This is a genomic window from Cupriavidus sp. LA-1 (genome assembly GCF_055385985.1).
Genome location: NZ_AP031387.1, coordinates 2,716,450 through 2,742,467, shown reverse-complemented (window position 1 = coordinate 2,742,467; position 26,018 = coordinate 2,716,450). Strand labels below are relative to the sequence as shown.

The following is a 26,018-nucleotide window of genomic DNA, read 5'->3' as shown; positions in this document are numbered from 1 at the left end:
ATGCTACAGCACCCGGTGCCGCAATGCCGGCAGGTTCTGCCGGACTTCGTCCAGGCGGGCAGGGTCGATGACGCCACCGACCACGCCTTCGCCTTCAGGCAGCATCGCCAGCACTTCGCCCCACGGGTCGACCAGCATCGAATGGCCCCAGGTGCGCCGGCCATTCTCGTGCTTGCCGCCCTGTGCCGCCGCCAGCACATAGCATTGATTCTCGATGGCGCGGGCGCGCAGCAGGATCTCCCAGTGCGCCTGCCCCGTGGTGTAAGTGAAGGCGGCCGGCATCAGAATCAAGCTGGTGCCGCCGTCCGCGGCCAGGCCCCGGTACAGCTCCGGAAAGCGCAGGTCGTAGCACACCGACATCGCCACGCGGCCGCACGGCGCATCGAAGCTCACGGGCGTGCGGCCGGCCAGGATAGTGCGCGACTCGTCGTAGCTTTCGGAGCCGCGGGTGAAGCCGAACAGGTGGATCTTGTCGTAGCGCGCCACGCGCTCGCCGCGCGGGTCGAAGGCGAGCGAGGTGTTGTACACCCGCGCCGGGTCGTCGCACCACATTGGCAGCGTGCCGCCGACCAGCCAGATGCCGTGGCGGCGCGCCGCATCGGCCAGGAACTGCTGCACCGGACCGTCGCCGTCGTGTTCGCGCACGGCCACCTTGTCCGATTCGGAGCGGCCCATCATGCAGAAGTATTCGGGCAGCAGCACCAGCTGCGCGCCGCCGGCGGCGGCCTCGGCGATCAGCGCATCGGCGCGCGCGAGATTGGCGTCGAGCGAGGTGCCGGTCACGGTCTGGACGGCGGCAACGCGGAACGGGGCGGGGGCGGTCATGGGCGTTGTTTTCCTCAGCGCGGGAAGGCGGGATCCGCACGGTTCTGGAGGGTCGGGGCTGGCGCCTTATTGTCCTCCAGTTTGCCGACCTGCGGGTTGGCCCAGGTGCCGGCGATGCGGTAGCGCTGGGTGAACATCTTGGAGAACTCGTCGGCGAACAGCAGCTGGGCGGCGAGCGTGCCGATGCCCAGTGCCGGGTTGATAAAGGCCGCGGCGATCGAGGTGGAAGTGGCATTGATGCGCGGCACCACCTCCACGCGCAGGTCCTGCGTCTCGCGCAGCAGGTTGGCGGTGCCGCTCATGCTGGCGGTGATCTGCGGGCTCTTGAGATTGAAATCCTGGATCGTGCCCACGCCATTCTCGATGGTGCCGGTGCCGGTAATGCGGTCGAACAGCAGCCCGCGGCCCGACAGGGTGCGGAAGTCCAGCGTGGCAAAGCGCAGCAGGCCCTGCAGGCTGAGCACGCCCAGCAGGCGCGCGGCGCCGGGATCCACGCTCAGGATCTGTCCGTTCTCCAGGTCCAGCGACAGCTTGCCCGACAGGGTCGGGTAGTCGATCGACACCGGCGAGCCACGCCACGCCACGCGGCCTTCCAGCTTGCCCTTGCCGTCGCTCAGCGTATGCGCCAGCCCGAGCCGGTCGAGCGTGGCGCCGGCGTCGCGTACGTCGATGGCGAACGACAGCATGGTGCGGCGCTCGGCATTGCCGTCGGCGCGCAGGCGGCGCGGCACGCGCCAGCTGCCGCTGCCGGTCAGGGTGGCGCCGGGCTGCTCGATCTGCAGCTTGTCCAGCGTCCAGACCGGGTCGGCGCCGCTGGTACCGGTATGTGCCTTGACCTCCAGCTTGCCGAAGTCGTGCCCGCGCAGCATGAACTGGTCGGCCACCAGGTCGATCGCGGGCAGCTCGTCGATGCCGCCGGCGAGCGCATCGACCACGTTGTGCTCGTCGTTGGCATCGGGCACATTCAGGCGCGCCAGCCGCAGCCGCAGCGAACCGGTGGCCGACGGCCCGGCCGGGCGCCATTGCATCGCGCCGGCCACCTGGCGCGAGTCGACCTTCGCGCTCCAGCCGTCGGCTTCGCGGCTGGCGTCCAGGGTGACCTCGTCCAGCGTGCGGCCCATGCCGTGCAGCGTGCGCGCGCGCAGCGCGATGCGGCTGGGCATGAACGGGGAGGGCGCATCGCCGGCGCTGGTGCCGGCGGCGGCACTGTCGGCAGCACTGCTGGAGAAAGCCGCGCGCCAGGCATCGACATCGAGCTCGTCGAAGGTGGCCGCGGCGCTGACGCCGGCTGCCGGCAGCGGTGCCGCCTGTTGCACGCCAATGCCGCCGGCAAGCACCTCGATGCCATTGCCGCCGCCGTCCCGGCGCAGCAGGTAGCGCGCGTTCAGCGCATTGCCCAGCTGCACAACCAGTTCGTTGGTGCCGGTGCGGGCCGGGTTGCCGGCGGGGCGCAGGTCCACGCGCAACGGCAGTTCGTGTGCCGCGGCCTTGGCCAGCGGCGCGGGCAGGTTGATGGCCATGCCGCTGAGTTCGGAGCTGACCTGCACCTGCAGCTGGTGCTCGCGTGTGGCGATCACCGCGTTGTAGCCGGTGCTGCCTTCGAGCCGCGCGGCCAGCTGCGCCAGCGCCGGGTTTGCGGCGGCCTCGCGCAGCCCGGCGGCCGAGGCCTGGCCGCTGGCGGTCACGCGCGTGGCGCCGTCCGGCTGGGTGCCGCCGCCCAGCCGCGCTTCGCCGCCGAGCAAGCGGGCACGCATGTTGTCCAGCCCGAAGCCGCGCTCGTTGAAGGTGATGGCGCCGCTGGCGTTGCCCAGCTGCGGCAGCTGCGGGCTGAGCACGACATCGTTGCCGGGAAAGCGGAAGCGGCCATCGACCTTGGCCGCGTTGGCGTGCTCCAGCGGCATGTCGAGCTTGAGCTTGAGTTCGCCGTTGCCGCGTGCCTGGGCCGCGTCGGCCACGTGCGCGGTCCATTCGCGCACCGGCGAGGCGCCGATATAGCGCAGGAAGCCCTGCACCGGCCCGCTGGCGCTGCCGTCGATCACCAGCTTGCCGCGCGGGCTGAGGTCGTCGATGCGGCCGCTGACATCCTGCAGCGTGACGCCGGCGATGTCCTGGACCGTGGCCCGGCGCGCCAGGAAGGTCATGCCGCCGCGGTCGAACACCACGCGTCCGGCGATATCGGTAAATACCGGCCAGAGCGGCGCGCCGCCCGTGGCGCCGGCCGCGGTCTCATGCGGGGCGATCTGGTAGCTGACGTGTTCGATCGGCACCTCGACCCGGAACTCGCCCGCCTTTTCATGCGGCGCGTGGAAGGGGAAGTGCGCCAGGTCGCCGCGCAGCACGAAGCTGACACCGGCCGCCTCGCCGCCCGCGAGCGCGCCGTCCAGGTAATGCCGGGTGCCGGCCGGGATGCTCAGCGGCAGGTAGCGCGGCACGCGCGCCACCCTGGCGCGCGTCATGTCGCCGGCCAGGTCGGCGATGCCGGAGGTGCCGTCGCCGCCTTCGCGCCAGGTGCCGCGCACCGAACCGGCGGCGTCGGCGTTGGCAAAGCGGATGCCATCCAGGGTGACCACGAGCTTGCCGCCGCTGTGCTGCCAGCGCACATCGCCGCCGATCTGGTCGAACGGCAGGCGCGGGTCCTCGAACAGCCCCGGCAGCACCAGCGCCGCGTCATTGCCCTCGAAGCGCGCATTGCCTTGCTGGTCGTCGAAGGCGAAGGTGCCCGACAGGTGCGAGAAGCCGGGCGTGCCTGGCTGCGGGTGGCCGGCGGCATCCTGCGCCGGCACCGCGGGCTGGCCGTTGACGGAGACATTGCGCATCGTGCCCTGGATGCTGTAGTGCGGCTTGCCGCCGCCGCGCTCGAGCATGCCGGCGCGCTCGCGGCTCCAGGTGACGTTGAGGTTGTCGAGGTGGCCGGCCGGCTGCAGCGCGCGCAGGCGGCGCAGCACGGCGGTGTCCAGCGGCATCGAGCTGGCCAGCGCGCGCACCGTGTTCAGGTCCAGCGACGGGGCCTTCAGCGTGAACTTGCGCAGGCTGCCATCCCTGGCGTTGGCCCAGCCGATGGCGACCTTGCGCATGCCTTCGCGCCAGGTGCTGTCGGCGGCGGGCACTTCGCTGTCGGCTGGCTGGGCGGGCTGCTGGGGTTGCAGGGGTTGCCAGAGCAGCGTGTCGACGGTCAGCAGGTTGCTGCCGTCGCGCTCGGTCCGGTGCAGCAGGAAGGCCTGCGCATTGGCCAGCCGCAGCGGCGCGGCGGCACCGGCCAGCAACAGGTCGACGCCGCTGGCGCGCAGCCGCGTCTGGCTGCGCACGATGCGCCCCTGGCGGAACTCGATGCTGCCGTCGGTGCTGAAGGTGCCGCTGGCGACGCGCTCGAACATCACCAGGTAGCGCTGCAACACAGGCAGCTGCAGCTGGCTGAGGTCCCAGCTGGCCTGGCCGGTCCAGTAGCGCCAGTTGCCGGCGCTGTGCAGGTAGTCATTGCGGAATTCGGACTGCACCACCAGCGGGCGCGGCCCCAGTGCCGGCGAGCTCGCTTCCAGCTTGAGCGTGTGGCGTGCGCCCGCGCGGCGGGTGTCGAGGCGGATCTCGCCGATGTCGAGCTGGGGCAGGCGCGCCTTCTCGTCCAGCCAGCGCAGCTTGCCGTCCGCCAGCGCCACGCGTCCCTGCGACATCAGCCAGCCCAGGAAACGGTCGTCATCCTGCTGGCCGCCGGTCGAATCGACCACCATGCCGCCGACCAGCAACTGGCCTTCGGGCGTGCGGCGCACCAGGATGTCGGTGCCGGTCGCGCTCAGGCTGACAAACTGCAGGTCCATGCTGAACAGCGAGCGCCACGCCAGCTTGCCGTCGAGCGTGGCGGCCGAAACCAGCGTGCGCTGCCGTGCATCCACGGCGCGCAGGCCGCGGGCGCGGAAGGCGGGGTGCCAGCCGTCCCAGTAGGTATCGAGCGAGCCAATGCTGACCTTGGCCGACAGCGCCACCGAGCCGCGCTGTTCCAGCCACTGGCGCGCGGTGGAAGCCTGCGGCCACAGCACAAAGCGGATCAGCAGGCCCGCCACCAGTGCCAGCGCGGCGAGCACCAGCGCCAGGCGCACCAGCGCGCGCCCAAGGCCGCGCCAGAAGGGGTGGCGCACGGCCGCTACCACGGCGCGGGCGCAGGCCCGCGCGAACGCACCCGCGCGCGCGGCGGCGGAAGGCTTGCGCGGGGCGCCGGTGGCGTCGATTCCCTGGGAGCTCATGGGGGGCGGGGCAGGCAGCGTGGAGGCGGCCTCGTGCCCACCCGCGCCGCCATGGGGGGGAGAACCGTCAGCGGGTTGTGGGGCGCGGCTGGACATGCGCAGATTATCCGACAATACTAGCCGCTCTCCAATCTGGTGCCCGGCCGGCTGAAACAAGAACGCGCAAGCTGCGCGCACCGCAGGTGACGATGGCGCGCCCGCTGCGCGTGCAGCGGGGCGCTGGCATCGGGCGAACCTCTGGCCGCACCTTTTCTCGCATTTCAAATACTGGAATGACTGCCTCTGATCCGACGAGTTCCGCCGCTGGCGACGCTGCTGAACAACACGGCGCGCGCGCCACCCCCGATCCGGCCAACCGGCCGGATCCGGCGACTGCGCAGGGCCCTGGCGGCATGGCCGCCGGTGCCTTTGCCATCACTGCGGCGCAGGGTCTGCGGCCGGATGACGAGGGTGCCCAGGCAGGCGGCCACGTATTGTACTCGGCTGCGTACTCGCACTACGCGCGCCGCGTGCTGCAGGCCCGGCCCGACCTGCCCGTCATCCTCGCCGCCGCGGTGGCGCAGCCGCTCACGCGCGACTGGATGCAGGCCCGGCTGCAGGCGCTGCACGAGCCTTCGGCCGATGCCGAGGAAGCCGCCAAGCGCACCCTGCGCCGGCTGCGCGCCGAGGTCATGTGCGCGGTGATCGAGCGCGACCTGCGCGGCCTGGCGACCCTGGGCGAGGTCACCGGCGCCATGACCGACCTGGCCGAGCTGGCGATCCAGCATGGCCTGGCGATGCTGGGCGACGACCTGGCCGCCACCTTCGGCCGCCCGGTCGGTGCCCAGAGCGGCGAGGTGCAGGAACTGGTGGTGGTGGGCATGGGCAAGCTGGGCGGACGCGAGCTCAATGTCTCGTCCGATATCGACCTGATCTTCCTCTACGACGAGGACGGCGAGACCCAGGGCGGTTCGCGCAGCCTGTCCAACCACGAGTACTTCATCCGCCTCGGCCGCCGGCTGATCAACCTGCTGGCCGAGGTGACCGCCGACGGCTACGTGTTCCGCGTCGACATGCGGCTGCGCCCCAACGGCGACGCCGGCCCGCTGGCGTGCAGCCTGGGCATGCTGGAGGAATACCTGGTGGTGCAGGGCCGGGAGTGGGAGCGCTATGCCTGGATCAAGGGCCGCGTGGTGTCGGCGCTTGGCACGCCGCATGCGCAGCGCACCGCCAGCCTGCTGGCGCGGCTGACCACGCCGTTCGTGTTCCGGCGCTACCTGGACTACGGCGTGATCGCCGCGATCCGCTCGCTGCACGCGCAGATCCGCAGCGAGGCCGCCAAGCGCAGCGGCGGGCTGGCTGGGCACGGTGTCAACCAGCGCTCGTTCAATATCAAGCTGGGGCGCGGCGGCATCCGCGAGATCGAATTCATGGCGCAGGTGTTCCAGCTGATCCGTGGCGGCCAGGATCCGGCGCTGCGGATACGGCCAACGCTGGAAGTACTGGCGGTGGCGGTCGAGCGCGGCCTGCTGCCCGCCGGCCAGGCCGAACAGCTGGGCGATGCCTACCGCTTCCTGCGCCAGCTCGAACACCGGCTGCAATACCGCGACGATGCCCAGACCCACCACCTGCCGACCTCGCCCGACGAGCAGCTGGCAGTGGCCCGGATGATGGGCTGCGACGACTGGCCCGCGCTGCTGGCACGGCTGGCGGCGCTGCAGGACCCGGTCGCGCAGCAGTTCGAAGCCACCTTCTCCAGTCCGGATGCCGGGCCGTGCGAGGCCTTGTGGCCGGACATCGTCATGGACGACAACGCCGCGCGCGCGCAGGACAACCCGCTGGAGGACGAGGCCGACAGAGAAGGCGAGTGCGCCGCGCCGTGCGACCGGCTGCAGGCCGCCGGCTTCACCGACTGCACCGGGCTGCTGGACCGGCTGCGCGCGATCGCCTCGTCGCTGCGCTATCGCGCGCTGTCCGAATCCAGCCGCGCGCGCTTCGACCAGCTGGTGAACCGCGCGCTGGACCTGGCCGCGCGCCAGGAAGATGCCGACAGCACCATCGCGCGCTTTATCGATTTCCTGGAGGCGATCAGCCGCCGCGCGTCCTATCTGTCGCTGTTGTCCGAATACCCGCAGGCGATGGACCGCGTCGCGCAGACGCTGCATGCCTCGCGCTGGGCCGCGGCCTACCTGACGCGCCATCCGCAGCTGCTGGATGAACTGCTCGACAGCGACGCGCTCGCCGGCGCGCCGGACTGGGCCGCGTTCCGCAAGCGGCTGCATGAGCGGCTGCTGGCCGCCGAAGGCCAGATCGAACAGCAGATGGACATCCTGCGGCGCGAGCACCATGTCGAGACCTTCCGCGTGCTGCTGCAGGACCTGCAGGGCATGCTGACGGTGGAGCAGGTGGCCGACCGCCTGTCGGACCTGGCCGATGCCATGCTCGAGGCCACCCTGGAGACGGTCTGGCGCCAGCTGGCCACGCGCCACCTCGAGACCCCGCGCTTCGCGGTGATCGCCTACGGCCGGCTCGGCGGCAAGGAGCTGGGCTATGCCTCGGACCTGGACATCATCTTCCTGTACGAAGATGGCCACGAGCGCGCGCCCGATGTCTACGCCGCCTATGCGCGCCGCCTGATCACCTGGCTCACCAGCCATACCGCGGCCGGCGCGCTGTTCGACGTCGACACGCGGCTGCGTCCCAATGGCGCGGCCGGCCTGCTGGTGACCAGCTTCGATGCGTTCCGCCGCTACCAGCTGCGCGAAGGCGACAACACCGCGTGGGTGTGGGAACACCAGGCGCTGACGCGCGCGCGCTTCTGCGCGGGCGACGCCGCCATCGGCGACCGCTTCGAGGCGCTGCGCGACGAGGTGCTGTGCCAGGAGCGCGACGCCGCCGTGCTGCGCGGCGAGATCGTGCAGATGCGCCACAAGGTCGCCGAAGGCCATCCCAATCCGACTGACCAGTTCGACCTGAAGCACGATCGCGGCGGCATGGTCGATATCGAATTCACGGTGCAGTACCTGGTGCTCCTGCACAGCCGCGCGCATCCGCAGCTGACGCGCAACGCCGGCAATATCGCGCTGCTGCGCGAAGCCGGCGAGCTGGGCCTGATCGATGCCGCGCTGGCGCTTGGGGTGGGCGATGCCTACCGCTTGTTCCGCGCGCGCCAGCACCAGCTGCGCCTCGACGGCCAGGCCCACGCGCGCGTGGCGCCGGCGTCGGTGGCCGCGCAGACCGCGCAGGTACGCGCGCTGTGGCAGGCCGTGTTCGGTGAGGACTGACGCCGCGGCAGGCCCGTCGGCACCCGCCGGGGCATCGTGGCCGGGGCTGCTGGCGGCGATCGCGCTGGTGTGGGCGCTGTCGGCCTGCTTCACCTTCATGCCGTGGTGGCACGCGCACGGCCTGTACCTGCGCGATGCGGTGCGGGTGGACGGGCAGTGGTGGCGCCTGGCCACGGCCATGTGGGTGCACCTGGACGCGCATCACTGGCTGGCCGATGTGCTGGCCGCGACCGGCGTGCTGGCCATCTCCGCGCGCGCGGCGCGCGCGCGCAGCCTGTTGCTGGTGCTGGTCGCATGCGGCATCGCGGTGCAGGTGGTGCTGCTGCGCGTGCCGGCGATCGCCTGGTATGGCGGGCTCTCGGGCGCCTTGCACGGGCTGGCGCTGTGGGGTGCGCTCGGGCTGTTGCGGGCACCGGGCCTGGCGCGCGCCACTGGCGTGCTGCTGTGTCTGGGCGTGCTGGCCAAGGTCTGGGTGGAACAGTCGTGGCTGGCGCCGGTGGTGTTCAGTCCGGCCTGGGGCTTCGGCGTGGTGCGCGCCGCGCACGCGGCCGGCGCGGTGGCCGGCCTGCTGTGCTGGGTGTTGCAGGAGTGGTGGCTGGCGCGGCGGCCGGCGCGCAGCAACGGCGCTGCCGCCTGAGCCGCCCCGGCTTGCCGCTACGCGCGGCGCCGCAGCGCGAAGGTGAGCAGGCCGGCCAGCGCCAGCAGCAGCGCGGTCCAGGGTGCCACCGTGCCGCCGCCACCGCCGCCGCCTCCGCTGGTCGAGGCCGGTGCAGGCGCGGCCGGCGTGGCCGCTGCTGCGACCAATGCGCCGTCGGCGTCGAGCAGCCCGGCGCCGCACACGCCCGGATTGGTGGTGCAATAGGTGCCTGCAGGATGCGGGCGCGCCGAAGCCTTCAGCGCTGCCGTGACCTGGGCCGGCGTCAGCGCACCGTTGACCGCGAACATCATCGACACCACGCCCGAGACCATCGGTGCGGCGAAGCTGGTGCCCGCGGACGACGATACCCAGTAGTTGCCAAGGGAAGTCTTGCCATCGTTGCTCAGGGTGCGAATGACCGAGGGCGTAACTGTGCACTGGTCATTGACAAACCGCGAGCTACCACACCCTCCGCCCGGCGCGCTGAGCGTGACCTGCGGGCCAACATCGGCATAGTTGGCATTCTCGCCGTCATTGGCATGCGCGGTGACCGCGATCACGCCGGCGCAATCGGCCGGCGCCTCCACCGGCTGGTGGTTGTTGGTGTTGTTGTTGCCCGCCGCGGCCACCACCACCACGCCGCGCGCATTCAGGTCGTTGACGGCCTGCTGTTCGATGCTGCTGCAGGTGCCCCCGCCCAGGCTGATATTGACCACGCGCGCCGGCGTCGGGTTGTCCGGCACGCCTGGCACCGACAGGCCGCCGGCCCAGCGCATGCCCTCGACGGTATCGGAGAGCAGCGCGCCGCAGCGCCCCGAGACGCGCACCGGCAGGATGCGCGCGTTCCAGTCGACGCCGGCGATGTCCTGCCCGTTATTGGTCAGCGCGCCCAGCACGCCCGCCACGCGCGTGCCATGCCAGCTGTTGTAGGTGGCCGTCTTTGTGGGCGTGGAACTGCCGGGACAGGTGAAGCCGGCCGGGACGTTGTCGCCGGCGTCGGTCGGGTCGCTGTCTCGCCCGTCGCCGTCATTGGAGATGGTAGGGTCGCTGATGAAGTCGTAGCCCGGCAGCAGCCGTGCCGCCAGGTCGGGGTGGGGCAGGTAGCCGGTGTCCACGACCGCGATCACCACGCCGCTGCTGCCTCGGCTGCGGTCCCACGCGTGCGGCAGGTTGACGCCGCCCACCGCGGTGCCCGTGCCCATCAGGTAGGGTTGGTTGACCTGGAACTCGGGATCGTTGGGCAGGGTGTCGTGCAGCTTCAGCCAGCGGTCGGGCACGGCATCGGCGATGTGCGGGTCCTGGCGCAGCCGGGCCGCGGCCGCTTCCGGGTCGGCCGCCACATCGTCGGGCACCTGCACCAGCTGCAGGTTGCCGCCCATGGCCCGGCGCGCCGTGACGGCGATGCCGGTGCGGTCGCTCAGTTGCTTGAGCGCATCGGCGGCAGCGGGGGTCTTGCTGGTCCCGTTGCCATCGGCTGCGGCCGTGGTGTCGTCGCGCCAGCGCACGATGATATGGCCGGTATAGGCCGGTGCGGCATGCGCACCGGCAGCGAGTGCCGCGCTGGTCGGTGCCAGGCCGCACACAGCGGCCGCGGCCAGGACGACTGCCCGCCAGCGGCGAGCCACGAAGCTGCGACAGAAGACAGACTGCGCGAATTGCGGCATGTACTCCTCCCTGGGGCGTGGCGCGCCCTGGCTCGGGCGGCGCGGGACATCTTATGTAGCGAATACGATCCAGCCGGGTTGCGCAAGGGTGACCGAAGGTCCCCGTCCTTGATGCAGGGCTTGCTTACTGGTGCAACCCTGGCCTCAGCTCTGCGGCATGTCGCGGCTGGTAGGGATATTGCGGCTGGGCTTGATCAGCCGGTCCGGTTCGGCGGTCTCGATGCGCGGCGTGGCGCGCAGGGTCTCGACCGCCTGCTGCATGGTGGCGTCCGCCGACGCCGAGATCGCGGTGACCAGCCACACGCCGCCGGACATCGGCCGCTTGACCACATAGCGGATCGGGCCCTTGATCTCGGCCAGCAGCTTGCCGGCGTCTTCGGACAGGTTCACCGCGGGCGGCTTGAAGCGGACCATGATGTCGCCGATGGCCCGGTCATCGCTGATGCTGCCCGGCGGCGGGGCCGAGGCCCTGGGCTGGGCCTGGCAGGCGGACAGCGCCAGCAGTGCGGCCGATGCGGCGGTGGCGATGGCCAGCACGGCGCGCAGCGAGGCGCGCGGGCGGGACCGGAAGCCGGCAGGCGGCGCTTGGCGGGTCATGGTTAGGCTCCTGTCAGTGTATAGGTGGGCGAGCGGTGCGACGGACCCGTCAGCCGGCGGCGGCGCGGCGGCTGCGCCTGGCGTCCTTGCCAGCGCGCGCGGGCTGGCTGCCCGGGTTGTCGGCCATGCCCTGCGAGAGCATCTCTTGCGCATGTTGCAGCGTCGTGGCCGTGACGGTGGCGCCGCCCAGCATGCGCGCGGTCTCGACCACGCGGCCGGCGGGGTCCAGCACCCGGATGCGCGAGCGCGTCACCGAGCCGTCGCCCTCGGCGGTGGTCTCCTTGCTGACCAGCAGGTGCGTGCCCGCTTGTGCCGCCACTTGCGGCAGGTGGGTCACGCACAGCACCTGGCGCGCGCGGCCCAGTTCCTGCAGGCGCCGGCCGACCACCTCGGCCACCGCGCCGCCAATGCCGGTATCGACCTCGTCGAAGATCAGTGTGGGCGTGGGCGAGGCTTCGCTGGTGATCACCGAGATCGCCAGGCTGATGCGCGCCAGTTCGCCGCCGGAGGCCACCCGGGCCAGCGGCCGCGCGCTCACGCCGGCGTGGCCGGCCACCAGGAACTCGACCTGCTCGAGCCCGTAGCTCTGGCCTTCGTCGAGCGGGTTGAGCGCGGCGACAAAGCTGCCGCCGGCCATCGACAAGCCCTGCATGGCGTCGGTGACCGCGGCGGACAGCGCCTGCGCGGCGGTATTGCGGGCGTGGCTGAGATGCTGCGCCAGCGTCAGGTAGGCGGCCTTGGCCGCGGCCTCGCGCGCCATCACCTTGTTCAGGTCCTGCGCGGCCTGCAGGTCGTCGAGCTGCTGGCGGCGCGCGAGCAGCTCGTCGGGCAGATGCTCGGGCGGCAGGCGGTACTTGCGCGCGGTGGCGTGCAGCGCCTGCATGCGTTCTTCCACGGCTTGCAGCCGCTCGGGGTCGAGTTCGAGCCGGTCGACATAGCGCGTGAGCGAGTGCGCGGCTTCCTCGGCCTGCACTTGGGCGGGCTCGAGCGCGGCCAGCACGTCGCGCAGGGCGGGATCGACATCGGCCAGTTGCTGCAGCTTGTGGACGATGGTATTCAGCGCCGACAGCACCGAGCCGTCGGCCTCGGACAGCGCCTCGAGCGCGGCACGGCTGCCGTCGATCAGGCCGGCGGCGTGCGACAGCCGGTTGTACTCGGACTGGATCTCTTCCCACTCGCCCGGCTGCGGGTTGAGCTTGTCCAGTTCGCCGACCTGCCATTCGAGACGCTCGCGCTCGAGCTGCATTTCGCGCGACTGGTGTTCCACCGCCTCGCGCTGGCGCACGCAGGCGCGCCACGCGCGCCAGGCCTCGGCCACGGCGCCGGCCTGTTGCGTCAGGCCGGCGTGGGCGTCGAACAAGAGCCGCTGCGCATCGGGGCGCAGCAGCAGCTGGTGCGCGTGCTGGCCGTGGATGTCAACCAGCTGGTCGCCGACTTCGCGCAGCTGTGCCAGGGTCGCGGCGGCGCCGTTGATAAAGGCCTTGCTGCGGCCGCCGGCATCGACCGTCCGGCGCAGCAGCACGGTCGGCACGCCGCCGTCTTCTTCGCTGTTGAGCTCGCGCTCGGCCAGCCAGGCGTCCAGCGCGGGGTGGGTCGAGAAGGTGGCGCTGACACTGGCGCGCGGCGCGCCTTCGCGCACCACGCCGGCGTCGGCGCGCTCGCCCAGCACCAGTGCCAGGGCATCGATCAGGATCGACTTGCCGGCGCCGGTCTCGCCGGTGAAGACGGTAAAGCCGGAGGCGAAGTCCAGGTCGAGCGTATCGACGATGACGAAATCACGGATGGACAGGCTGCGCAGCATCGTGGCGTGGAAGGTAGTCGGTCCGATGGGTTCGGGCTGAGGCTTGAGGGGCGGCTCAGAGGCGGTTGTCTTCGGACGGAAACTCGTGCCAGTGCAACTTCTTGCGCAGCGTGGCGTAGTAGTTGTAGCCGACCGGGTGCAGCAGGTTGATGGTCTTGTCCGAGCGCCGCACCACAATGCGGTCGCCCGGCAGCAGCGAGGTCAGCGACTGCATGTCGAAGTTGACGCTGGCATCGCGCGCGCTGGCCACTTCGATGGTGACCTCGGCATCGTGCGGCAGCACGATCGGCCGGTTCGACAGCGCGTGCGGGGCGATCGGCACCAGCACCACGCCCGACAGCGTCGGATGCAGGATCGGGCCGCCGGCGGACAGGGCATAGGCGGTCGAGCCGGTGGCGGTCGACACGATCAGGCCGTCGGACCTCTGGTTGTACATGAAGTTGCCGTCCACCGACACCGCGAGTTCGACCATGCCGGAGATGCCAGAGCGGTTCACCACCACGTCGTTCAGCGCCAGCGCTGAAAAAATGTCCATGTCGTCGCGTACCACGCGCGATTCCAGCAGCAGGCGGGTCTCGGCCTCGTAGCGGCCGTCGAGCATGTCGGGCAGCACCGTATGCGCGTCGTCGAGGGCAATATCGGTCATGAAGCCCAGCCGCCCGTGGTTGACGCCGATCAACGGCACGTTGTGGCCGGCGAGCTGGCGGGCGATGCCCAGCAGCGTGCCATCGCCGCCCAGCACCACGGCCACGTCGGCCTGCCGGCCGATCTCCTCGGCTGACAGGGCAGGGTAGCCGGTCAGCCCGGTGGCCAGCGCGGTCTCGCGCTCGAACACGACATCCTGGCCGTTGCGCAGGATATAGGAGGCGATCTCCTCCAGCGGCCCTTCGATGCCGGCGGTGGAGTACCGGCCCACCAGGGCGACGGTCTTGAACGGAGTGCGCACGGCGCTGGCTTTGGGGGGGGCGGACATGCCGGGATTAGACCATACCGCCGTGACGGTTGTCAGCAGGCGCCGGCAGGCCACCCGGGCCGGGCGCCAGAAGGTCCAAAACTTGCGTAAAATCGGGGCATCATGGATGAACGTTCCAAAACCCTGCTCAAGACCCTGATCGAGCGCTACATCGCCGAAGGCCAGCCGGTCGGTTCCCGCACCCTGTCGAAGTACTCGGGGCTGGACCTGTCGCCGGCGACGATCCGCAATGTGATGTCCGATCTGGAGGAAATGGGTTTCATTTCCAGTCCGCACACCTCCGCCGGCCGGATTCCGACGCCGCGCGGCTACCGCCTGTTCGTCGATTCGATGCTGACGGCCAAGCCGCTCGAGCGCAACGCCGACCTGGCCGAGCTGACCGGCCAGATCCAGGACCAGCTTGGCGGCCAGCAACTGGGGCCGCAGCGCATGATCACGGCGGCCGCGCGCACGCTGTCCAACCTGTCGCACTTTGCCGGGGTGGTGATGACGCCGCGCCGAGCGCAGGCGTTCCGGCAGATCGAATTCATGCGGCTGTCGGACAAGCGCATCCTGCTGATCATCGTCAGCCCCGAGGGCGACGTGCAGAACCGCATCATCCAGACCGAACTGCCGTACACGCCGGCCCAGCTGATCGAGGCGGCCAATTTCTTCAACTCGCACTATGCCGGCATGAGCTTCGACACGGTGCGCGGCCACCTGCGGGTCGAGCTGCAGGACCTGCGCCGCGACATGTCGCAGCTGATGCAGGCCGCGGTCGAGGCCGGCAGCACCGTCGCGGACGAGGACGACGACCACGTCTATATCAGCGGCGAGCGCAAGCTGCTGGAAGTTGACGACCTGGCCTCCAGCATGGACAAGCTGCGGCGCCTCTTCGACGTGTTCGAGCACAAGACCAGCCTGCTGCAGCTGCTGGACGTGTCCAGCCATGCGCAGGGCGTGCAGATCTTTATCGGCGGCGAGAGCCGGCTGGTACCGATCGAAGACATGGCGGTCATCACCGCCCCGTACGAGGTCGACGGGCAGATCGTCGGCACGCTTGGCGTGATCGGCCCCACGCGCATGGCCTATGAGCGCGTGATTCCTATCGTCGACATCACCGCGCGGCTGCTGTCCAGCGCCCTGAGCCAGAACTAGTGGTCGGGCGATCCGGTCTGACCTGCGGCTCCATTCCTACCGAGCGCGGCAATCGCCGGTGCGCCGCACCGGCGCCACTCCGGCACCGTGCCAACCCGGAAGCGATATGACGTTTTCTCCCGAACCGGCCTACCAGCACGGCCAGGCGCCGCGCACGGCGATCCTGCTGGTCAACCTGGGCACCCCGGATGCCCCCACGCCCAAGGCGGTGGGGCGCTACCTGAAGGAATTCCTGTCGGACCCGCGCGTGGTCGAGATCCCGCGCGCGGCCTGGCTGCCGCTGCTGCACGGGGTGATCCTGCCGCTGCGCTCGCGCGCCTCGGCGCTGAAATACGAATCGATCTGGCTGCGCGAGGCCCATATGACGGGCTCGCCGCTGCTGGTCTACAGCGAACGGCAGGCGCATGCGCTGCAGCGGCTGATGCACCAGCACGGCCACGAAGTGACGGTTGCGTGCGCGATGCGCTACGGCAACCCGTCGATCGCCTCGGTGCTGGAGGCGCTGCGCCGCCAGGGCTGCGAGCAGTTGCTGGTGCTGCCGATGTATCCGCAGTACTCGGGCACCACCACGGCCACGGCCTTCGACGAGGTGTTCCGCGTGCTGGGCCAGTGGCGCAACCAGCCCGAACTGCGGCTGGTCAAGCATTTCCATGACCACCCGGCCTATATCTCGGCGCTGCACCAGCAGGTCGGCGCCTACTGGAGGCAGCACGGCATGCCGGACTTTGCCCACGGCGACAAGCTGATCCTGTCGTTCCACGGCGTGCCGCGGCGCACGCTGGAGCTGGGCGACCCCTACCACTGCGAGTGCCTGAAGACCGGCCGCCTGCTGGGCGAGGCGCTGGGCCTGCAGCCTGGGCAGTATCAAGTGACGTTTCAGTCTCGTTTTGGCAAAGCGGAATGGCTGCAGCCCTATACCGCGCCAACGCTGGCTGAGTTGGGCAAGGTCGGCGCGGGGCGGGTGGATGTGTTCTGCCCGGGCTTCCCGGCAGATTGCATCGAGACCCTGGAAGAGATCGCCATGGAAGGGCAGACTGAATTCAAGGTCGCGGGCGGCAAGGACTTCCACTTCATTCCGTGCATGAACGATGCCGCGCCGTGGGTCGCGGCGATGGCGGAGATCGCGCTGCAGCACCTGCAGGGCTGGCCGCTGGCCACGCCGCATCCGCATGAACTGGAAGCGCGGCGCACACGCGCGCAGACTCGGGGGGCGGCGGCATGAACGTGGATTTCGATCCGGGTGCGCGCCAGCGCATCGACAAATGGCTGTGGTGCGCGCGCTTCTTCAAGACGCGCTCGCTGGCCGCCGAAGCGGTGGAGCGCAGCAAGGTGACTGTCAACGGCCAGCCTTGCAAGAACTCGCGCGAGGTGAAGCCCGGCGACAAGGTCGAGCTGGAAGCGCACCAGCAGCGCTGGGAACTGCTAGTGAAAGGCATTGCCCCGGCGCGCGGCCCGGCGCCGGTGGCGCAGACGCTGTATGAGGAAAGTGCCGAAAGCCAGTCCCGCCGGCTGGCCGATGCCGAGCGCCGGCGCCTGGAGCCCGAGCCGTCGGCACAGATCCAGGGGCGCCCGACCAAGCGCGACCGGCGCCGCATCGATCACCTCAAGGGCTGAAACGACAGCGCGGCGGCCCGGATGACTCCGGCGCCGCCGCGCAGCGGTATTGGATGCCAGGGGGCCTATTCCTGGTTGAATTGCTGGCTGACGATGGGGACGATGTAGTGCTTGAACACCGCCTTGCCGCTGCCATACTCCGTATCGCGCGGGGTGAATGCGCCGGAAAGGCAGATAAAGACGGTCATGACCGCCAATGCGGCCACGAGGCAGAGCGTCACGACTGGCAGCTTATGCATGGCCAACCTTTCGGAAGAGGCACAAAAATGAACCATCTCCAAGGCTCCCGGTATTTTTGTCATTTTTCTTACTAAGAATCTTAGTGAGTGCGTTGCGCCAAAGCAATAAGGCCTCGATTGCATATGGCTGCGCTTTGTAACGGTGTATTTCCGCGTCGCGCCGGCGCCACTCTTGAAAACCGGCGCCGTGCCACCACCTGAACCGGACACACGCCGATTTACCACCCGCGGCCGCGCCCTCGGCGGGCCGCGACAATGTATCGATACGGATCGACATGGAAGAACAGAAGCAGACGCCATCCACCCAGACGCCGTCGCCCGCGGGCGACGAGGCGGCCACCGCCGCCAACGCCAGCCAGGAGGCCGGCGCGCCGGAAGCCGCTGTCGTGGACGATGCGGCGGCCCAGCTGGCCGCCCTGGAAGCCAAGGCGCGCGAGCACTACGACCTGTACATGCGCGCGGTTGCCGAAGGCGAGAATATCCGCCGCCGGGCGCAGGAAGATGTCGCCAAGGCGCACAAGTTCGCCATCGAGAACTTTGCCGACAACCTGCTGCCGGTGATGGACAGCCTGCAGGCTGCGCTGGCCGACGGCTCGGGCGATATTGCCAAGCTGCGCGAAGGCGTGGAACTGACCGCGCGCCAGCTGGCCACGGCCTTCGAGCGCGGCAAGATCGTTGAACTGAACCCGGTGGGCGAGAAATTCGACCCGCACCGCCACCAGGCCATCTCGATGGTGCCCGCGGAACAGGAGGCCAACACCGTGGTGTCCGTGCTCCAGCGCGGCTACACCATTGCCGAACGCGTACTGCGGCCGGCACTGGTGACGGTGGCGGCACCGAAGTAAATCGGTACCAGGGCAAGCGGCCGGGACGCGGCGGCGTGCCGCCCCGGCTTCTGACCTGACGCCCGGTGCCTCTGGCCCGGGCGTTCGTCTTTCTGGAGCGAACCATGAGCACCGAACCGCCGGCCGGCGTAACCGAGCCGTCCCGGGACGCCCATCCCGACCACCGCGCCTTCGGCGCGTTCGCCATGCGCGAGGTCGATGACACCACCATCGACGCCGCCATCGCCGAGGCCGGAGATGCGCTGGTGTGCGTGTTCTTCTGGGGCGTGGACTGCTTCAACTGCGAGATGGCCAAGCAGGCCATGCTGGCCAGTCCCGGACCGATCCGGGCGCTGGAACTGCACTGGCTGCACGCCAACGTCTATGCGCACCCCGAACTCGGGCGGCGCTTCGGCCTGCACGGCATTCCCGTGTTCATGTTCTTCCGGAACGGCAAGAGGCTGGGCCGCGCCACCGGCTGGCATGGCCACGGCCAGTTTGCCGCGGCGGTGGCCAATGCGCGGCTCAAAGCCAGCGGCAAGCCGCTGGCGGGCTAGGTCGCCGGCGGGTTCAACGCGACAGCGCGTAGCCGATGCGGAACTGCCAGGGCAGCTTGCGGTTGTAGTCCAGCAGGCTCTCGCCATAGCCGACGAAATAGCCCGCCATCAGGTAGCCGGCGGTGCCCGGGATCAGCCGCGCCATCGGGTAGGTCAGCTGCGCGTCGACGCTGCCGTACCACTTGCGCGTGCCCTTGCGCAGCGTGGCCGAGAACTCCCATGAGTCCGGGCGCCCGTAGGCAATGCCGAGGTCCATGAAGCCCCGATAGTGGGCGATGTCAGGGTTTTCGCCCTTTTCCACATAGGCGTAGAGCTTGGGCGCAACACGCCAGTGCCAGTCGTTCTGGTCGCCGAAATAGAAGGTCGGCTTGACGAAGACCGTATTGATGCTGCGCGAATCGTCGCCGGCGCGGCCATTGGATTCATGCTCCAGGCCGGTCGCCAGCGACAGCCGGCTGATGGCCTTGTTCTTCACCCCGGTATCCGACAGGTAATAGAACAGGCTGGGCCGGTAGTTGGTGTCGCGGAATGGCTTGGACTGCTCGGACAGGTCCCAGAGCGAGAACTGGGTATAGCCCACGTACAGGTTGTCGAGCAGGCTTTTCGACGCCGGATCCTCGCCTTCGAACAGGCGGTACTTGAAGCTCAGCTGGAACTTGGCGTTGGCGCCGTCATGCGCGCCGACCATGAAGTACATCGGGTCGTGGAACGAGAGCCGGGCGCTGTCGCGCAGGTCGGCCGGCGCGGGCGCCGTGGCGCCTGCGGTGGTGACGGGGCTTACCGGCACGGTGGCGGCAGTCGCAGTGCCGGTAGCGTCGGCGGCCGGCGCCTTGCTGGCGACCGGCGCCGCCGAGGTGGCGGATTCTCCCGGCTGCGGCAGTCGGTTCAGCGTTACCAGGACCGGCGCGGCGTCGATGCCGGTGGCATCCAGCCGCACCTGGCCGCGCAGGGCCGGCGGCAGCGCCGCCGTGTAGCGGATGGCGCGGTGCTCGCCGCGGCGCAGGTTGACCACGGCCGGGCCCGAGACCTCGCGCCACAGCACCAGCCGCACGGGCGCCTGCAGGTCGCCCGAGGCGGTCACTTCGAGTGTGTCGGGGATGCGGTAGCGGCGCGTGGCGTCGTCGGCCGAGACCACCAGGGTCAGCGTCAGCGGCTGGTTGCCGTCGATCACGCGCGGCGGCTGCAGCAGCGCCACGCCGGCATGGCCTGCCAGGGGCCAGGCCAGCATCAGCGACAGGCACAGCGGAGCAATGGCACGGCCGGCGGGAGCCAGGCGGCGCCGGCGGGGAAGGGCAGTACGGGACATGGCTGGCGGGCACCGCGCCGCCATGTGACGGCAACGCAGCTAGGGATAATACGGACCCGCAAAGCCTACCACGCACCCGCCGGACGGTTGTGACGAATTGTACGCGTCGCCTGACGCGAACCGGACTCAGCGGCTGGCGCGGCGCCTGACGCAGTCGACGTAGTGGTCGCCGTCGGGCGGCTGGCCGGTGCGCTGTGCCTGCCACAGCATTTCACCGAGGCATTCCATCACCTGGTGCTGTGCTTCGTGCGGCGAGTCCAGCCGGCGCGCCAGTGCCTCATAGGCCTGGCGGATGCCGCGCGGCTGGTCGACCGAGACCTGCTCGGAAATCGACAGGTGCATCGACAGGTGCAGGAAGGGGTTGGTCTGGCCTTGCTCGGGGGTGTAGTCCTGCGCCAGCGCGCCTTCGGCGTCGCGCAGCAGGTCGTGGTACTCGGGGTGCTCGCCGATCCAGTCGACGGCGATGGCTTCCAGCGGGGTCAGTACGCCGCCTGTGATCTGCTTCTGCCAGGCATCGCAGAAGAACCGGCGGACTTCTTCTCGTGAGGGATTGAACATGGTGGCGACATTGTAAACGAGGCCCGCGCCCCACGCTGGCCGCGCCTGCCCGCCAAGTAGAATGCGGGATCGCCGACTTCCCGCCCGCCCGATGACCGCTTCCCCCTCCACCGCCACGGCCCATGCCCGCGACAAGCTGGCCGGCGTGCTGCTGATCGCGCTCTCGGCCAGCGCCTTCGGCGCCATGGCGATCTTCGCGCGCCTTGCCTACGCGGCCGGCGCGGATGTGTACGGGATGCTGCTGGTGCGCTTCGCGCTGGCTGCCGTGGCGCTGGCGTGGGTGATGCGCACGCGCGGCATCGCCCTGCCACCGTGGCGCCGCGTGCTGGCGCTGGCGGCGATGGGGGGCATCGGCTATGTCGGCCAGTCGTTCTGCTTCTTCAGCGCGCTCAACCATGCGCAGGCCAGCCTGGTGGCGCTGCTGCTGTACCTCTATCCGCTGTTCGTGACGATCCTGGCGGCGGTCTTCCTCAAGGAGCGGCTGACCACCGCCGCGGTGGTCGCGCTGGTGCTGTGCTCGGCGGGCGCCGGGCTGACCGTCGGCGGCGGCGAGGGCTCGCCGCTGGGGATCGCGCTGGGGCTGGCGGCGGCGGTGATCTATTCGGTCTACATCATCATCGGTGCGCGCGTGACCGCCGGCGTCAACCCGATCGCCACCACCACGGTGATCTGCACCGCGGCGGCGCTGGTCTACGGCGCCGCCGGCCTGCTGCGGACGGGCGCGGGCATGCCGCCGCAGTTCCCGGCCACTGCCGGCGGCTGGCTGGCGCTGGCGGGCATCGCGCTGCTGTCGACGGTGCTGGCGATCCTGACCTTCTTCGCGGGCCTGCAGCGGCTGGGCGCGGCGCAGGCCTCGATGCTGTCGACGCTGGAACCGGTGGTCACCGTGCTGCTGGCCGCGCTGCTGCTGGGCGAGCATGTCGGCGCGGCGCAGGCCGTCGGCGGCGGGCTGATCCTGGCCGGCGTGCTGTGGCTGACCCGCCGTGGCAGCGCGCCGGCGCCGGCGCGCGCCGATGTGCAACGGAATTGAACAGCTTGCTCAAAGGCACTGTCGCGGGCCGCGCAAGCCGTTGGGTACAATCGCGGCTTCTCTCAAATCTCGTACAGGAAAGAAGCGCATGTCCCAGATCGACAACGCCGCACTGGCGCAGCTGTTCTCCGAAGCCCGCACGCACAACGTGTGGCAGGACCGCCATGTGGACGACGCCGTGCTGCACCAGATCTATGAAGCGATGAAGTTCGGCCCGACCGCCGCCAACAGCAGCCCGGCGCGCATCGTGTTCGTCAAGAGCGCCGCCGAAAAGGCGCGCCTGGTGGACTGCGTGTCGGCCGGCAACGTCGACAAGACCCGCTCGGCGCCGGTGACTGCCATCATCGCCTTCGACACCGCCTTCCACGACCAGCTGCCCAAGCTGTTCCCGCACGCCGACGCCCGCTCCTGGTACGCCGGCAACGATGAGAAGATCGCCCGTGACGCGCTCATGAACAGCTCGCTGCAAGGCGGCTACTTCATCCTGGCGGCACGCGCGCTGGGCCTGGACTGCGGCCCAATGGGCGGCTTCGACGCCGACAAGGTCAACGCGGCCTTCTTCCCGGACGGCAAGTGGAAGGTCAACTTCCTGTGCAACCTGGGCTATGGCGTGGCCGACAAGCTGTTCCCGCGCGGCCCGCGCCTGTCGTTCGACGAAGCCTGCCGCATCGTCTGAGCCCGCTGCGCATCAAGCAAAAAAGCGACCCCCGGGGGTCGCTTTTTTGTTGGCAGGCGGTGGTGTCAGGCGGTCCATTCCTGCATCGGATTGCAGGCCAGGTAGCGGCGCGGCTCGGCAATGCCAAGCCGCGCGCGGGCCGCGTCGATCGGTTCGTGCAGCAGCTTCTCGTAATCCTCGCCCAACAGCCACTGCGCACGGCGGCCCAGCCGATAGCCTTCCAGCACGGCCCGCGCAAAGGCCAGGCTGCCGCTCACGCGCAGGCTCTTCAGCGACGCCGCGATGGCGATGAAGGCCCAGCCCTTGCCGCCGGTCTGCGCATAGCTGAACGCCACCAGCGCGGCCTCGCCAAGGCTTTCGTCGGCCCGGTAGCCGGTGAGCACATGCCAGATGTCGTGGATGTCGCGCGTACGCCGGCCGAACCACATGTAGGCGTCCTCGACCACCGGTTCCTGGTCCAGGTTCGAGACCTTGGCCAGTCCGTCGGCGCTGTAGCCGGTCTGTTCCAGGAACGCGCGATAGGCCGCGCCAACGGTGCCCGGAGCGAACCTGGCGACGTAGGCCGGATCGGACAGGCGCTCGGCCAGTTCGATGCGCTGGTAGACCATGCGCCGCCCGTCGGTCGTGCTCAGCAGGCGGCTGAAGTTGCGGGGCATGGACGGCCCGTTGAGCGCGCGCATGATGCGGAACACCTGCTCCGTGTCATTGCCATTGGCCATCAGCTTGCGAACGGCCTTGAGCGCGGTGAAGACATCCTGCTTGTAGGGGTTGGAGGCGGTCGAGGCGGCCATGGTCGGAGGCTCCTTGGGTCAAGCGAACTGCGCCTGCGCGGGCGCGGACATTTGCTGCTGCGCGGCGGCCTTGCGCACGAATTCGACGCTGGTATCGATGGCGGTCACCGGCAGCATATGCCCGCCGCTGACCAATGTCAGCGTGGCCCCCGGCACCTTGGCGACGAGCGCTTCGCCATGCTCGGCAAAGTCCAGGAGGCGGTCTTCCCGGCCGTAGAGCACGCTGACGGGCACGCGCAGCGTGCCGTAGTGGCCCAGCATTGCCGGCAGGCTTTGCGCGGCGCCGAGCAGGTCTTCGGACGCGGCCAGGAAGTGGCGCGGCCGCAGTGCCAGCAGGCCGCCGCCGCGCGTCGGGAAGTCGTCCGGCACCGGATCCGGGCCGAACACGATATCCATGACTTCCGCGCGGTGCCGGATCGACATCGGCACCATCAATGTCCATGCCATCAGCCGGCGCTGCCACGCGCTCGGCACGGTCATGGCCTTGAACACCGGCGAGATCGCCTTGGGCGGGTGCGTGAGCGGGGCGATCAGTGCCAGCCCGCCCACGCGCCCGGGATGGCGGATGGCCAGCGCCAGCGCAATCGCGCCACCGAGCGAATGGCCCACCACCAGCGGCCGCTCCAGGCCAAGCTTGTCGCACAGCGCGGCAAGGGCATCGGCCTGCGCCGGCAGGTCGGCGGCGCTGCCGGGCGTGCGCGTCGAGTAGCCCGCGCCGGGGCGGTCGACGGCGATCACGCGGAAGTTCTCGGCCAGCGGCCCGATCATGCCGTAGCCAAAATTCTCGAGCTGGCCTGACAGGCCGTGCACCAGCAGTACCGCCGGGCCCTGGCCGCGCTCCACCACGTGCAGGCGCGCGCCGGGTACCTCGACAAAGTGGCCGGGCGGTGGCATGGCCGCTTCGATGCGCCGGGCAGTACGCCACGTGAACAGGTACAGCAACGCGCCCAGCAGCAGGCACAGCCCGATCAGTACGGCAAGGATGGTCAGTACGATGTTCATGATTGCGCCTCGCCGGCGGCAACGGCCGGCACCGCGTTGTTGGTCGTGTCATTGGCCATGGTGTCCTGGCTGTCCCGCTGCGCATGGGGAGCGGGCAGCGGGGCATCGAAGCGCAGCACGCCGTCCGCGATGCGCCCGTGCCGGATCGTCAGCAGGTCTTTCAGGTAGTTCTGATGCACGCGCCATGGCTTGCGGTCGCCTTGCCGCGGCAGCACGCCGGCGGCACGCTTCACGTAGCCGGAGGTGAAATCCAGGAACGGCGTCGGCTGCACGCCAGCGGGTGCGTGCGGCGCGGCCATGCGGTGCCCATGGCGGTCCATATATCGTAGCAGCCGGCAGACGTACTCGGCGGTGAGGTCGGCCTTGAGTGTCCATGAGGCATTGGTGTAGCCGAAGGCCAGCACCAGGTTGGGCACGTCGCTCAGCATCATTCCCTTGTAAGCCAGGCATTCGGCGGGGCGGCGCGGGTGGCCGTCCACTGTCACCGCGATGTCGCCCAGCATGTTCAGCTTCAGGCCGGTGGCCACCACCACGACATCCGCGGCCAGGGTCTTGCCGCTGGCCAGCACGATGCCGTCTTCAGTGAAGCGTTCGATGGTATCGGTCACCACTTCAGCGCGCCGGTCGCGGATCGCGCCGAACAGGTCGCCGTCGGGCACCAGGCACAGGCGCTGGTCCCACGGCTTGTAGCGGGGCGTGAAGTGGGTGCCGACGTCAAAGTCCGGCGCCAGTTGCGCTGCCGCCATGCCGATCAGGCGCTGTTTGACGCGATCCGGCCGGCGCCGTGCGAGCTGGAAGAACATCATGCCCAGCAGCACGTTTTTCCAGCGCGTGGCGGCGTAGGCCAGCCGCTCGGGCAGCACGCGGCGCAGCTTGTGGGCGATGGGGTCTTCGCCGGGGCGCGTCACGATATAGGTGGGCGAGCGCTGCAGCATCGTCACATGCGCCGCGCTTTTCGCCATGGCCGGCACCAGCGTGACCGCCGTGGCGCCGCTGCCGATCACCACCACGCGCTTGCCGGCGTAGTCGAGCGATTCGTCCCAGAACTGCGGGTGCACCATGCGGCCGCGGAACTGTTCCTCGCCTGCAAAGCTGGGCCGGTGGCCCTCGGCATAGCTGTAGTAGCCCGCGCATACATAGAGAAAGCGCGAGCGCAGGCGCAGCCGGCTGTGGTCCGCGGCGCGCTCGGCTTCGACCGTCCAGCAGGCTTGCGCGCTGTCCCATGCCGCGCTGACGACCCGATGCCCAAAGCGGATATGTGACGTAATGCCGGCTTCCTTGGCCGTCTCGTGGATATAGGCACGAATCGACGGCCCGTCGGCGATGGCCTTGGCGCCGCGCCAGGGCTTGAAGCGGTAGCCCAGCGTGTACATGTCCGAATCCGAGCGGATGCCCGGGTAGCGGAACAGGTCCCAGGTGCCGCCCATGGCCTCGCGGGCCTCCAGGATGGCGTAGCGCTTGCCCGGGCAGCGCGTCTGCAGCTGGCGCGCGGCGCCGATGCCGGACAGGCCGGCGCCTACGATCAGGACATCAAGGACTGCGTCATCGGCACTGGGGGCGGTCATGGCAGGGGCATCCGGACGGGTGGCACTTCTGACAACATAGATTGTCAGAAGCGATTCGGCAAGTCATCTGACAATAGGGAATGTCATAATGGCGCCCATGACGACCGAGCTCACCCCTGCGCGCCGATACCGTGGCGCCGAAGCCGAGGAGCGGCGTGCCCAGCGCCGTGCGCAACTCATTGCCGCGGCTGTGCAGGTCTACGGCGAGCGCGGCTACCAGAACGCCACCGTCAAGGCCGTGTGCGAAGCCGCGGGCCTGACCGAGCGCTATTTCTATGAGTCGTTCGCCAACAGCGAGGCCTTGCTGCTGGCTTCGTTTCAAACGGTGACCCACCGGCTGCTGCACACGCTCGCGCTGGCGGGCGAGGGCGCCGGCGGCGACGGCCAGCAGCGGGCGCTGGCCATGCTGCGTGCCTATTTCGGGGCGCTGCAGCGCGAGCCGCGTTCGGCGCGGGTGTTCCTGGTGGAAATTCGCGGCGTCAGCAAGCACGTCGACGGGGCGCTGGCGGATTCGCTGGATGAATTCGGCGGGCTGCTGGCGCAAGCCCTGCTGCCTTCGGCGCGCCAGCTCGATCCGCTGCTGGCGGCGGGCGTGGCGGGCGGGGTGGTCCATATCGCCGTGCGCTGGATCCGCCACGGCTACACCCCCGATGTCGAGGTGGTCGCGCGCACCGCGCTGCAGCTGGCGCTGGTGCTGGCGCGCGAGCCGGAATAAGGCTGCTGG

22 protein-coding genes are annotated in these 26,018 nt (G+C 69.9%); 10 read left to right on the top strand and 12 right to left on the bottom strand.

Annotated elements, in window-relative coordinates; translation table 11 throughout:
* Positions 1-3: 3 nt before the first annotated feature.
* Positions 4-825, bottom strand: a complete 822-nt coding sequence (locus ACZ5MJ_RS12805; RefSeq protein ID WP_464219758.1) for a carbon-nitrogen hydrolase family protein — start codon at positions 823-825, stop codon at positions 4-6.
* Positions 826-839: 14 nt separating this feature from the next.
* A complete protein-coding gene (locus ACZ5MJ_RS12800; RefSeq protein WP_464219757.1) occupies positions 840-5,060 on the bottom strand; it encodes a YhdP family protein in 4,221 nt (1,406 codons plus the stop codon).
* 392 nt (positions 5,061-5,452) lie between these two features.
* Between ACZ5MJ_RS12800 and glnE the strand changes: the two genes are divergently transcribed.
* On the top strand, positions 5,453-8,323 hold the full coding sequence (gene glnE, locus ACZ5MJ_RS12795; protein ID WP_464223714.1) for a bifunctional [glutamate--ammonia ligase]-adenylyl-L-tyrosine phosphorylase/[glutamate--ammonia-ligase] adenylyltransferase: 2,871 nt from the start codon (positions 5,453-5,455) through the stop codon (positions 8,321-8,323).
* The gene (rrtA, locus tag ACZ5MJ_RS12790; protein WP_464219755.1) at positions 8,313-8,960 is read left to right on the top strand and encodes a rhombosortase; all 648 of its coding nucleotides are present in this window, start codon (positions 8,313-8,315) and stop codon (positions 8,958-8,960) included. The genes glnE and rrtA overlap by 11 nt, the downstream gene beginning before the upstream one ends.
* A 17-nt stretch (positions 8,961-8,977) precedes the next feature.
* Here the strand turns inward: rrtA and mprA are convergent, their stop codons facing one another.
* From mprA to ACZ5MJ_RS12770, 4 genes are all read right to left on the bottom strand, one after another.
* Positions 8,978-10,624 carry an MprA protease, GlyGly-CTERM protein-sorting domain-containing form gene (gene mprA / locus ACZ5MJ_RS12785; protein WP_464219753.1) on the bottom strand — a complete coding sequence of 549 codons (1,647 nt, stop codon included), beginning with the start codon at positions 10,622-10,624 and terminating at the stop codon, positions 8,978-8,980.
* A gap of 144 nt (positions 10,625-10,768) precedes the next feature.
* Positions 10,769-11,221 carry a hypothetical protein gene (locus ACZ5MJ_RS12780; RefSeq protein WP_464219751.1) on the bottom strand — a complete coding sequence of 151 codons (453 nt, stop codon included), beginning with the start codon at positions 11,219-11,221 and terminating at the stop codon, positions 10,769-10,771.
* Positions 11,222-11,270: 49 nt separating this feature from the next.
* Positions 11,271-13,022 (bottom strand): DNA repair protein RecN, encoded by a 1,752-nt coding sequence (gene recN, locus ACZ5MJ_RS12775; protein ID WP_464219750.1) that lies wholly within the window; start codon positions 13,020-13,022, stop codon positions 11,271-11,273.
* A gap of 55 nt (positions 13,023-13,077) precedes the next feature.
* Positions 13,078-13,995 (bottom strand): NAD kinase, encoded by a 918-nt coding sequence (locus tag ACZ5MJ_RS12770; RefSeq protein WP_464219749.1) that lies wholly within the window; start codon positions 13,993-13,995, stop codon positions 13,078-13,080.
* Between the two features lie 102 nt (positions 13,996-14,097).
* On the opposite strand from ACZ5MJ_RS12770, the gene hrcA reads away from it, so the two are divergent.
* The 3 genes from hrcA to ACZ5MJ_RS12755 all read left to right on the top strand — a co-directional run bounded on the left by hrcA (position 14,098) and on the right by ACZ5MJ_RS12755 (position 16,746).
* Positions 14,098-15,132 carry a heat-inducible transcriptional repressor HrcA gene (gene hrcA, locus ACZ5MJ_RS12765; protein WP_432259704.1) on the top strand — a complete coding sequence of 345 codons (1,035 nt, stop codon included), beginning with the start codon at positions 14,098-14,100 and terminating at the stop codon, positions 15,130-15,132.
* 106 nt (positions 15,133-15,238) lie between these two features.
* Positions 15,239-16,354, top strand: coding sequence for a ferrochelatase (hemH, locus tag ACZ5MJ_RS12760; RefSeq protein WP_464219748.1), 1,116 nt, complete (start codon positions 15,239-15,241; stop codon positions 16,352-16,354).
* Positions 16,351-16,746, top strand: a complete 396-nt coding sequence (locus ACZ5MJ_RS12755) for an RNA-binding S4 domain-containing protein (RefSeq protein WP_464219746.1) — start codon at positions 16,351-16,353, stop codon at positions 16,744-16,746. The genes hemH and ACZ5MJ_RS12755 overlap by 4 nt, the downstream gene beginning before the upstream one ends.
* A gap of 65 nt (positions 16,747-16,811) precedes the next feature.
* Here ACZ5MJ_RS12755 and ACZ5MJ_RS12750 read toward each other — a convergent pair whose 3' ends face one another.
* Positions 16,812-16,985, bottom strand: a complete 174-nt coding sequence (locus ACZ5MJ_RS12750; protein ID WP_464219745.1) for a hypothetical protein — start codon at positions 16,983-16,985, stop codon at positions 16,812-16,814.
* Positions 16,986-17,260: 275 nt separating this feature from the next.
* On the opposite strand from ACZ5MJ_RS12750, the gene grpE reads away from it, so the two are divergent.
* Complete coding sequence (gene grpE, locus ACZ5MJ_RS12745; protein WP_464219744.1) at positions 17,261-17,830, top strand: nucleotide exchange factor GrpE; 570 nt, start codon at positions 17,261-17,263, stop codon at positions 17,828-17,830.
* Between the two features lie 104 nt (positions 17,831-17,934).
* The gene (locus ACZ5MJ_RS12740; protein WP_464219743.1) at positions 17,935-18,366 is read left to right on the top strand and encodes a thioredoxin family protein; all 432 of its coding nucleotides are present in this window, start codon (positions 17,935-17,937) and stop codon (positions 18,364-18,366) included.
* A 13-nt stretch (positions 18,367-18,379) separates the two neighbouring features.
* Here the strand turns inward: ACZ5MJ_RS12740 and ACZ5MJ_RS12735 are convergent, their stop codons facing one another.
* Both ACZ5MJ_RS12735 and ACZ5MJ_RS12730 read right to left on the bottom strand, forming a co-directional pair.
* Positions 18,380-19,672 carry a phospholipase A gene (locus ACZ5MJ_RS12735; protein WP_464219741.1) on the bottom strand — a complete coding sequence of 431 codons (1,293 nt, stop codon included), beginning with the start codon at positions 19,670-19,672 and terminating at the stop codon, positions 18,380-18,382.
* Positions 19,673-19,798: 126 nt separating this feature from the next.
* Positions 19,799-20,230 carry a DUF1841 family protein gene (locus ACZ5MJ_RS12730; RefSeq protein ID WP_464219739.1) on the bottom strand — a complete coding sequence of 144 codons (432 nt, stop codon included), beginning with the start codon at positions 20,228-20,230 and terminating at the stop codon, positions 19,799-19,801.
* Positions 20,231-20,321: 91 nt separating this feature from the next.
* Here ACZ5MJ_RS12730 and ACZ5MJ_RS12725 point away from each other — a divergent pair, with 91 nt between their 5' ends.
* Both ACZ5MJ_RS12725 and ACZ5MJ_RS12720 read left to right on the top strand, forming a co-directional pair.
* The gene (locus tag ACZ5MJ_RS12725) at positions 20,322-21,260 is read left to right on the top strand and encodes a DMT family transporter (RefSeq protein ID WP_464219738.1); all 939 of its coding nucleotides are present in this window, start codon (positions 20,322-20,324) and stop codon (positions 21,258-21,260) included.
* An 88-nt stretch (positions 21,261-21,348) separates the two neighbouring features.
* Positions 21,349-21,936, top strand: coding sequence for a malonic semialdehyde reductase (locus ACZ5MJ_RS12720; RefSeq protein ID WP_432259713.1), 588 nt, complete (start codon positions 21,349-21,351; stop codon positions 21,934-21,936).
* Between the two features lie 65 nt (positions 21,937-22,001).
* On the opposite strand, the gene ACZ5MJ_RS12715 is transcribed toward ACZ5MJ_RS12720, so the two are convergent.
* The 3 genes from ACZ5MJ_RS12715 to ACZ5MJ_RS12705 are packed head-to-tail and all read right to left on the bottom strand — an operon-like array spanning position 22,002 to position 25,294.
* Positions 22,002-22,727 (bottom strand): Coq4 family protein, encoded by a 726-nt coding sequence (locus tag ACZ5MJ_RS12715; protein WP_464219737.1) that lies wholly within the window; start codon positions 22,725-22,727, stop codon positions 22,002-22,004.
* An 18-nt stretch (positions 22,728-22,745) separates the two neighbouring features.
* Positions 22,746-23,729 carry an alpha/beta fold hydrolase gene (locus ACZ5MJ_RS12710; RefSeq protein WP_464219735.1) on the bottom strand — a complete coding sequence of 328 codons (984 nt, stop codon included), beginning with the start codon at positions 23,727-23,729 and terminating at the stop codon, positions 22,746-22,748.
* Positions 23,726-25,294, bottom strand: coding sequence for a flavin-containing monooxygenase (locus tag ACZ5MJ_RS12705; RefSeq protein WP_464219733.1), 1,569 nt, complete (start codon positions 25,292-25,294; stop codon positions 23,726-23,728). Before ACZ5MJ_RS12705 ends, ACZ5MJ_RS12710 begins: the two co-directional genes overlap by 4 nt.
* Before the next feature lie 88 nt (positions 25,295-25,382).
* Here ACZ5MJ_RS12705 and ACZ5MJ_RS12700 point away from each other — a divergent pair, with 88 nt between their 5' ends.
* Positions 25,383-26,009 (top strand): TetR/AcrR family transcriptional regulator, encoded by a 627-nt coding sequence (locus ACZ5MJ_RS12700; RefSeq protein ID WP_464219732.1) that lies wholly within the window; start codon positions 25,383-25,385, stop codon positions 26,007-26,009.
* Positions 26,010-26,018 lie beyond the last annotated feature (9 nt).

What these genes read in the sequence shown, in the direction of transcription:
- glnE (WP_464223714.1), top strand. Translation starts at nt 5,453, where the DNA reads ATGGCCGCCGGTGCCTTTGCCATCACTGCGGCGCAGGGTCTGCGGCCG.
- ACZ5MJ_RS12720 (WP_432259713.1), top strand. Translation starts at nt 21,349, where the DNA reads ATGTCCCAGATCGACAACGCCGCACTGGCGCAGCTGTTCTCCGAAGCC.
- hemH (WP_464219748.1), top strand. Translation starts at nt 15,239, where the DNA reads ATGACGTTTTCTCCCGAACCGGCCTACCAGCACGGCCAGGCGCCGCGC.
- ACZ5MJ_RS12805 (WP_464219758.1), bottom strand. Translation starts at nt 825, where the DNA reads ATGACCGCCCCCGCCCCGTTCCGCGTTGCCGCCGTCCAGACCGTGACC.
- ACZ5MJ_RS12740 (WP_464219743.1), top strand. Translation starts at nt 17,935, where the DNA reads ATGAGCACCGAACCGCCGGCCGGCGTAACCGAGCCGTCCCGGGACGCC.
- grpE (WP_464219744.1), top strand. Translation starts at nt 17,261, where the DNA reads ATGGAAGAACAGAAGCAGACGCCATCCACCCAGACGCCGTCGCCCGCG.
- ACZ5MJ_RS12770 (WP_464219749.1), bottom strand. Translation starts at nt 13,995, where the DNA reads ATGTCCGCCCCCCCCAAAGCCAGCGCCGTGCGCACTCCGTTCAAGACC.
- ACZ5MJ_RS12755 (WP_464219746.1), top strand. Translation starts at nt 16,351, where the DNA reads ATGAACGTGGATTTCGATCCGGGTGCGCGCCAGCGCATCGACAAATGG.
- hrcA (WP_432259704.1), top strand. Translation starts at nt 14,098, where the DNA reads ATGGATGAACGTTCCAAAACCCTGCTCAAGACCCTGATCGAGCGCTAC.
- ACZ5MJ_RS12735 (WP_464219741.1), bottom strand. Translation starts at nt 19,672, where the DNA reads ATGTCCCGTACTGCCCTTCCCCGCCGGCGCCGCCTGGCTCCCGCCGGC.
- ACZ5MJ_RS12780 (WP_464219751.1), bottom strand. Translation starts at nt 11,221, where the DNA reads ATGACCCGCCAAGCGCCGCCTGCCGGCTTCCGGTCCCGCCCGCGCGCC.
- ACZ5MJ_RS12725 (WP_464219738.1), top strand. Translation starts at nt 20,322, where the DNA reads ATGACCGCTTCCCCCTCCACCGCCACGGCCCATGCCCGCGACAAGCTG.
- ACZ5MJ_RS12705 (WP_464219733.1), bottom strand. Translation starts at nt 25,294, where the DNA reads ATGACCGCCCCCAGTGCCGATGACGCAGTCCTTGATGTCCTGATCGTA.
- ACZ5MJ_RS12730 (WP_464219739.1), bottom strand. Translation starts at nt 20,230, where the DNA reads ATGTTCAATCCCTCACGAGAAGAAGTCCGCCGGTTCTTCTGCGATGCC.
- ACZ5MJ_RS12715 (WP_464219737.1), bottom strand. Translation starts at nt 22,727, where the DNA reads ATGGCCGCCTCGACCGCCTCCAACCCCTACAAGCAGGATGTCTTCACC.
- ACZ5MJ_RS12750 (WP_464219745.1), bottom strand. Translation starts at nt 16,985, where the DNA reads ATGCATAAGCTGCCAGTCGTGACGCTCTGCCTCGTGGCCGCATTGGCG.
- ACZ5MJ_RS12700 (WP_464219732.1), top strand. Translation starts at nt 25,383, where the DNA reads ATGGCGCCCATGACGACCGAGCTCACCCCTGCGCGCCGATACCGTGGC.
- recN (WP_464219750.1), bottom strand. Translation starts at nt 13,022, where the DNA reads ATGCTGCGCAGCCTGTCCATCCGTGATTTCGTCATCGTCGATACGCTC.
- ACZ5MJ_RS12710 (WP_464219735.1), bottom strand. Translation starts at nt 23,729, where the DNA reads ATGAACATCGTACTGACCATCCTTGCCGTACTGATCGGGCTGTGCCTG.
- ACZ5MJ_RS12800 (WP_464219757.1), bottom strand. Translation starts at nt 5,060, where the DNA reads ATGAGCTCCCAGGGAATCGACGCCACCGGCGCCCCGCGCAAGCCTTCC.
- mprA (WP_464219753.1), bottom strand. Translation starts at nt 10,624, where the DNA reads ATGCCGCAATTCGCGCAGTCTGTCTTCTGTCGCAGCTTCGTGGCTCGC.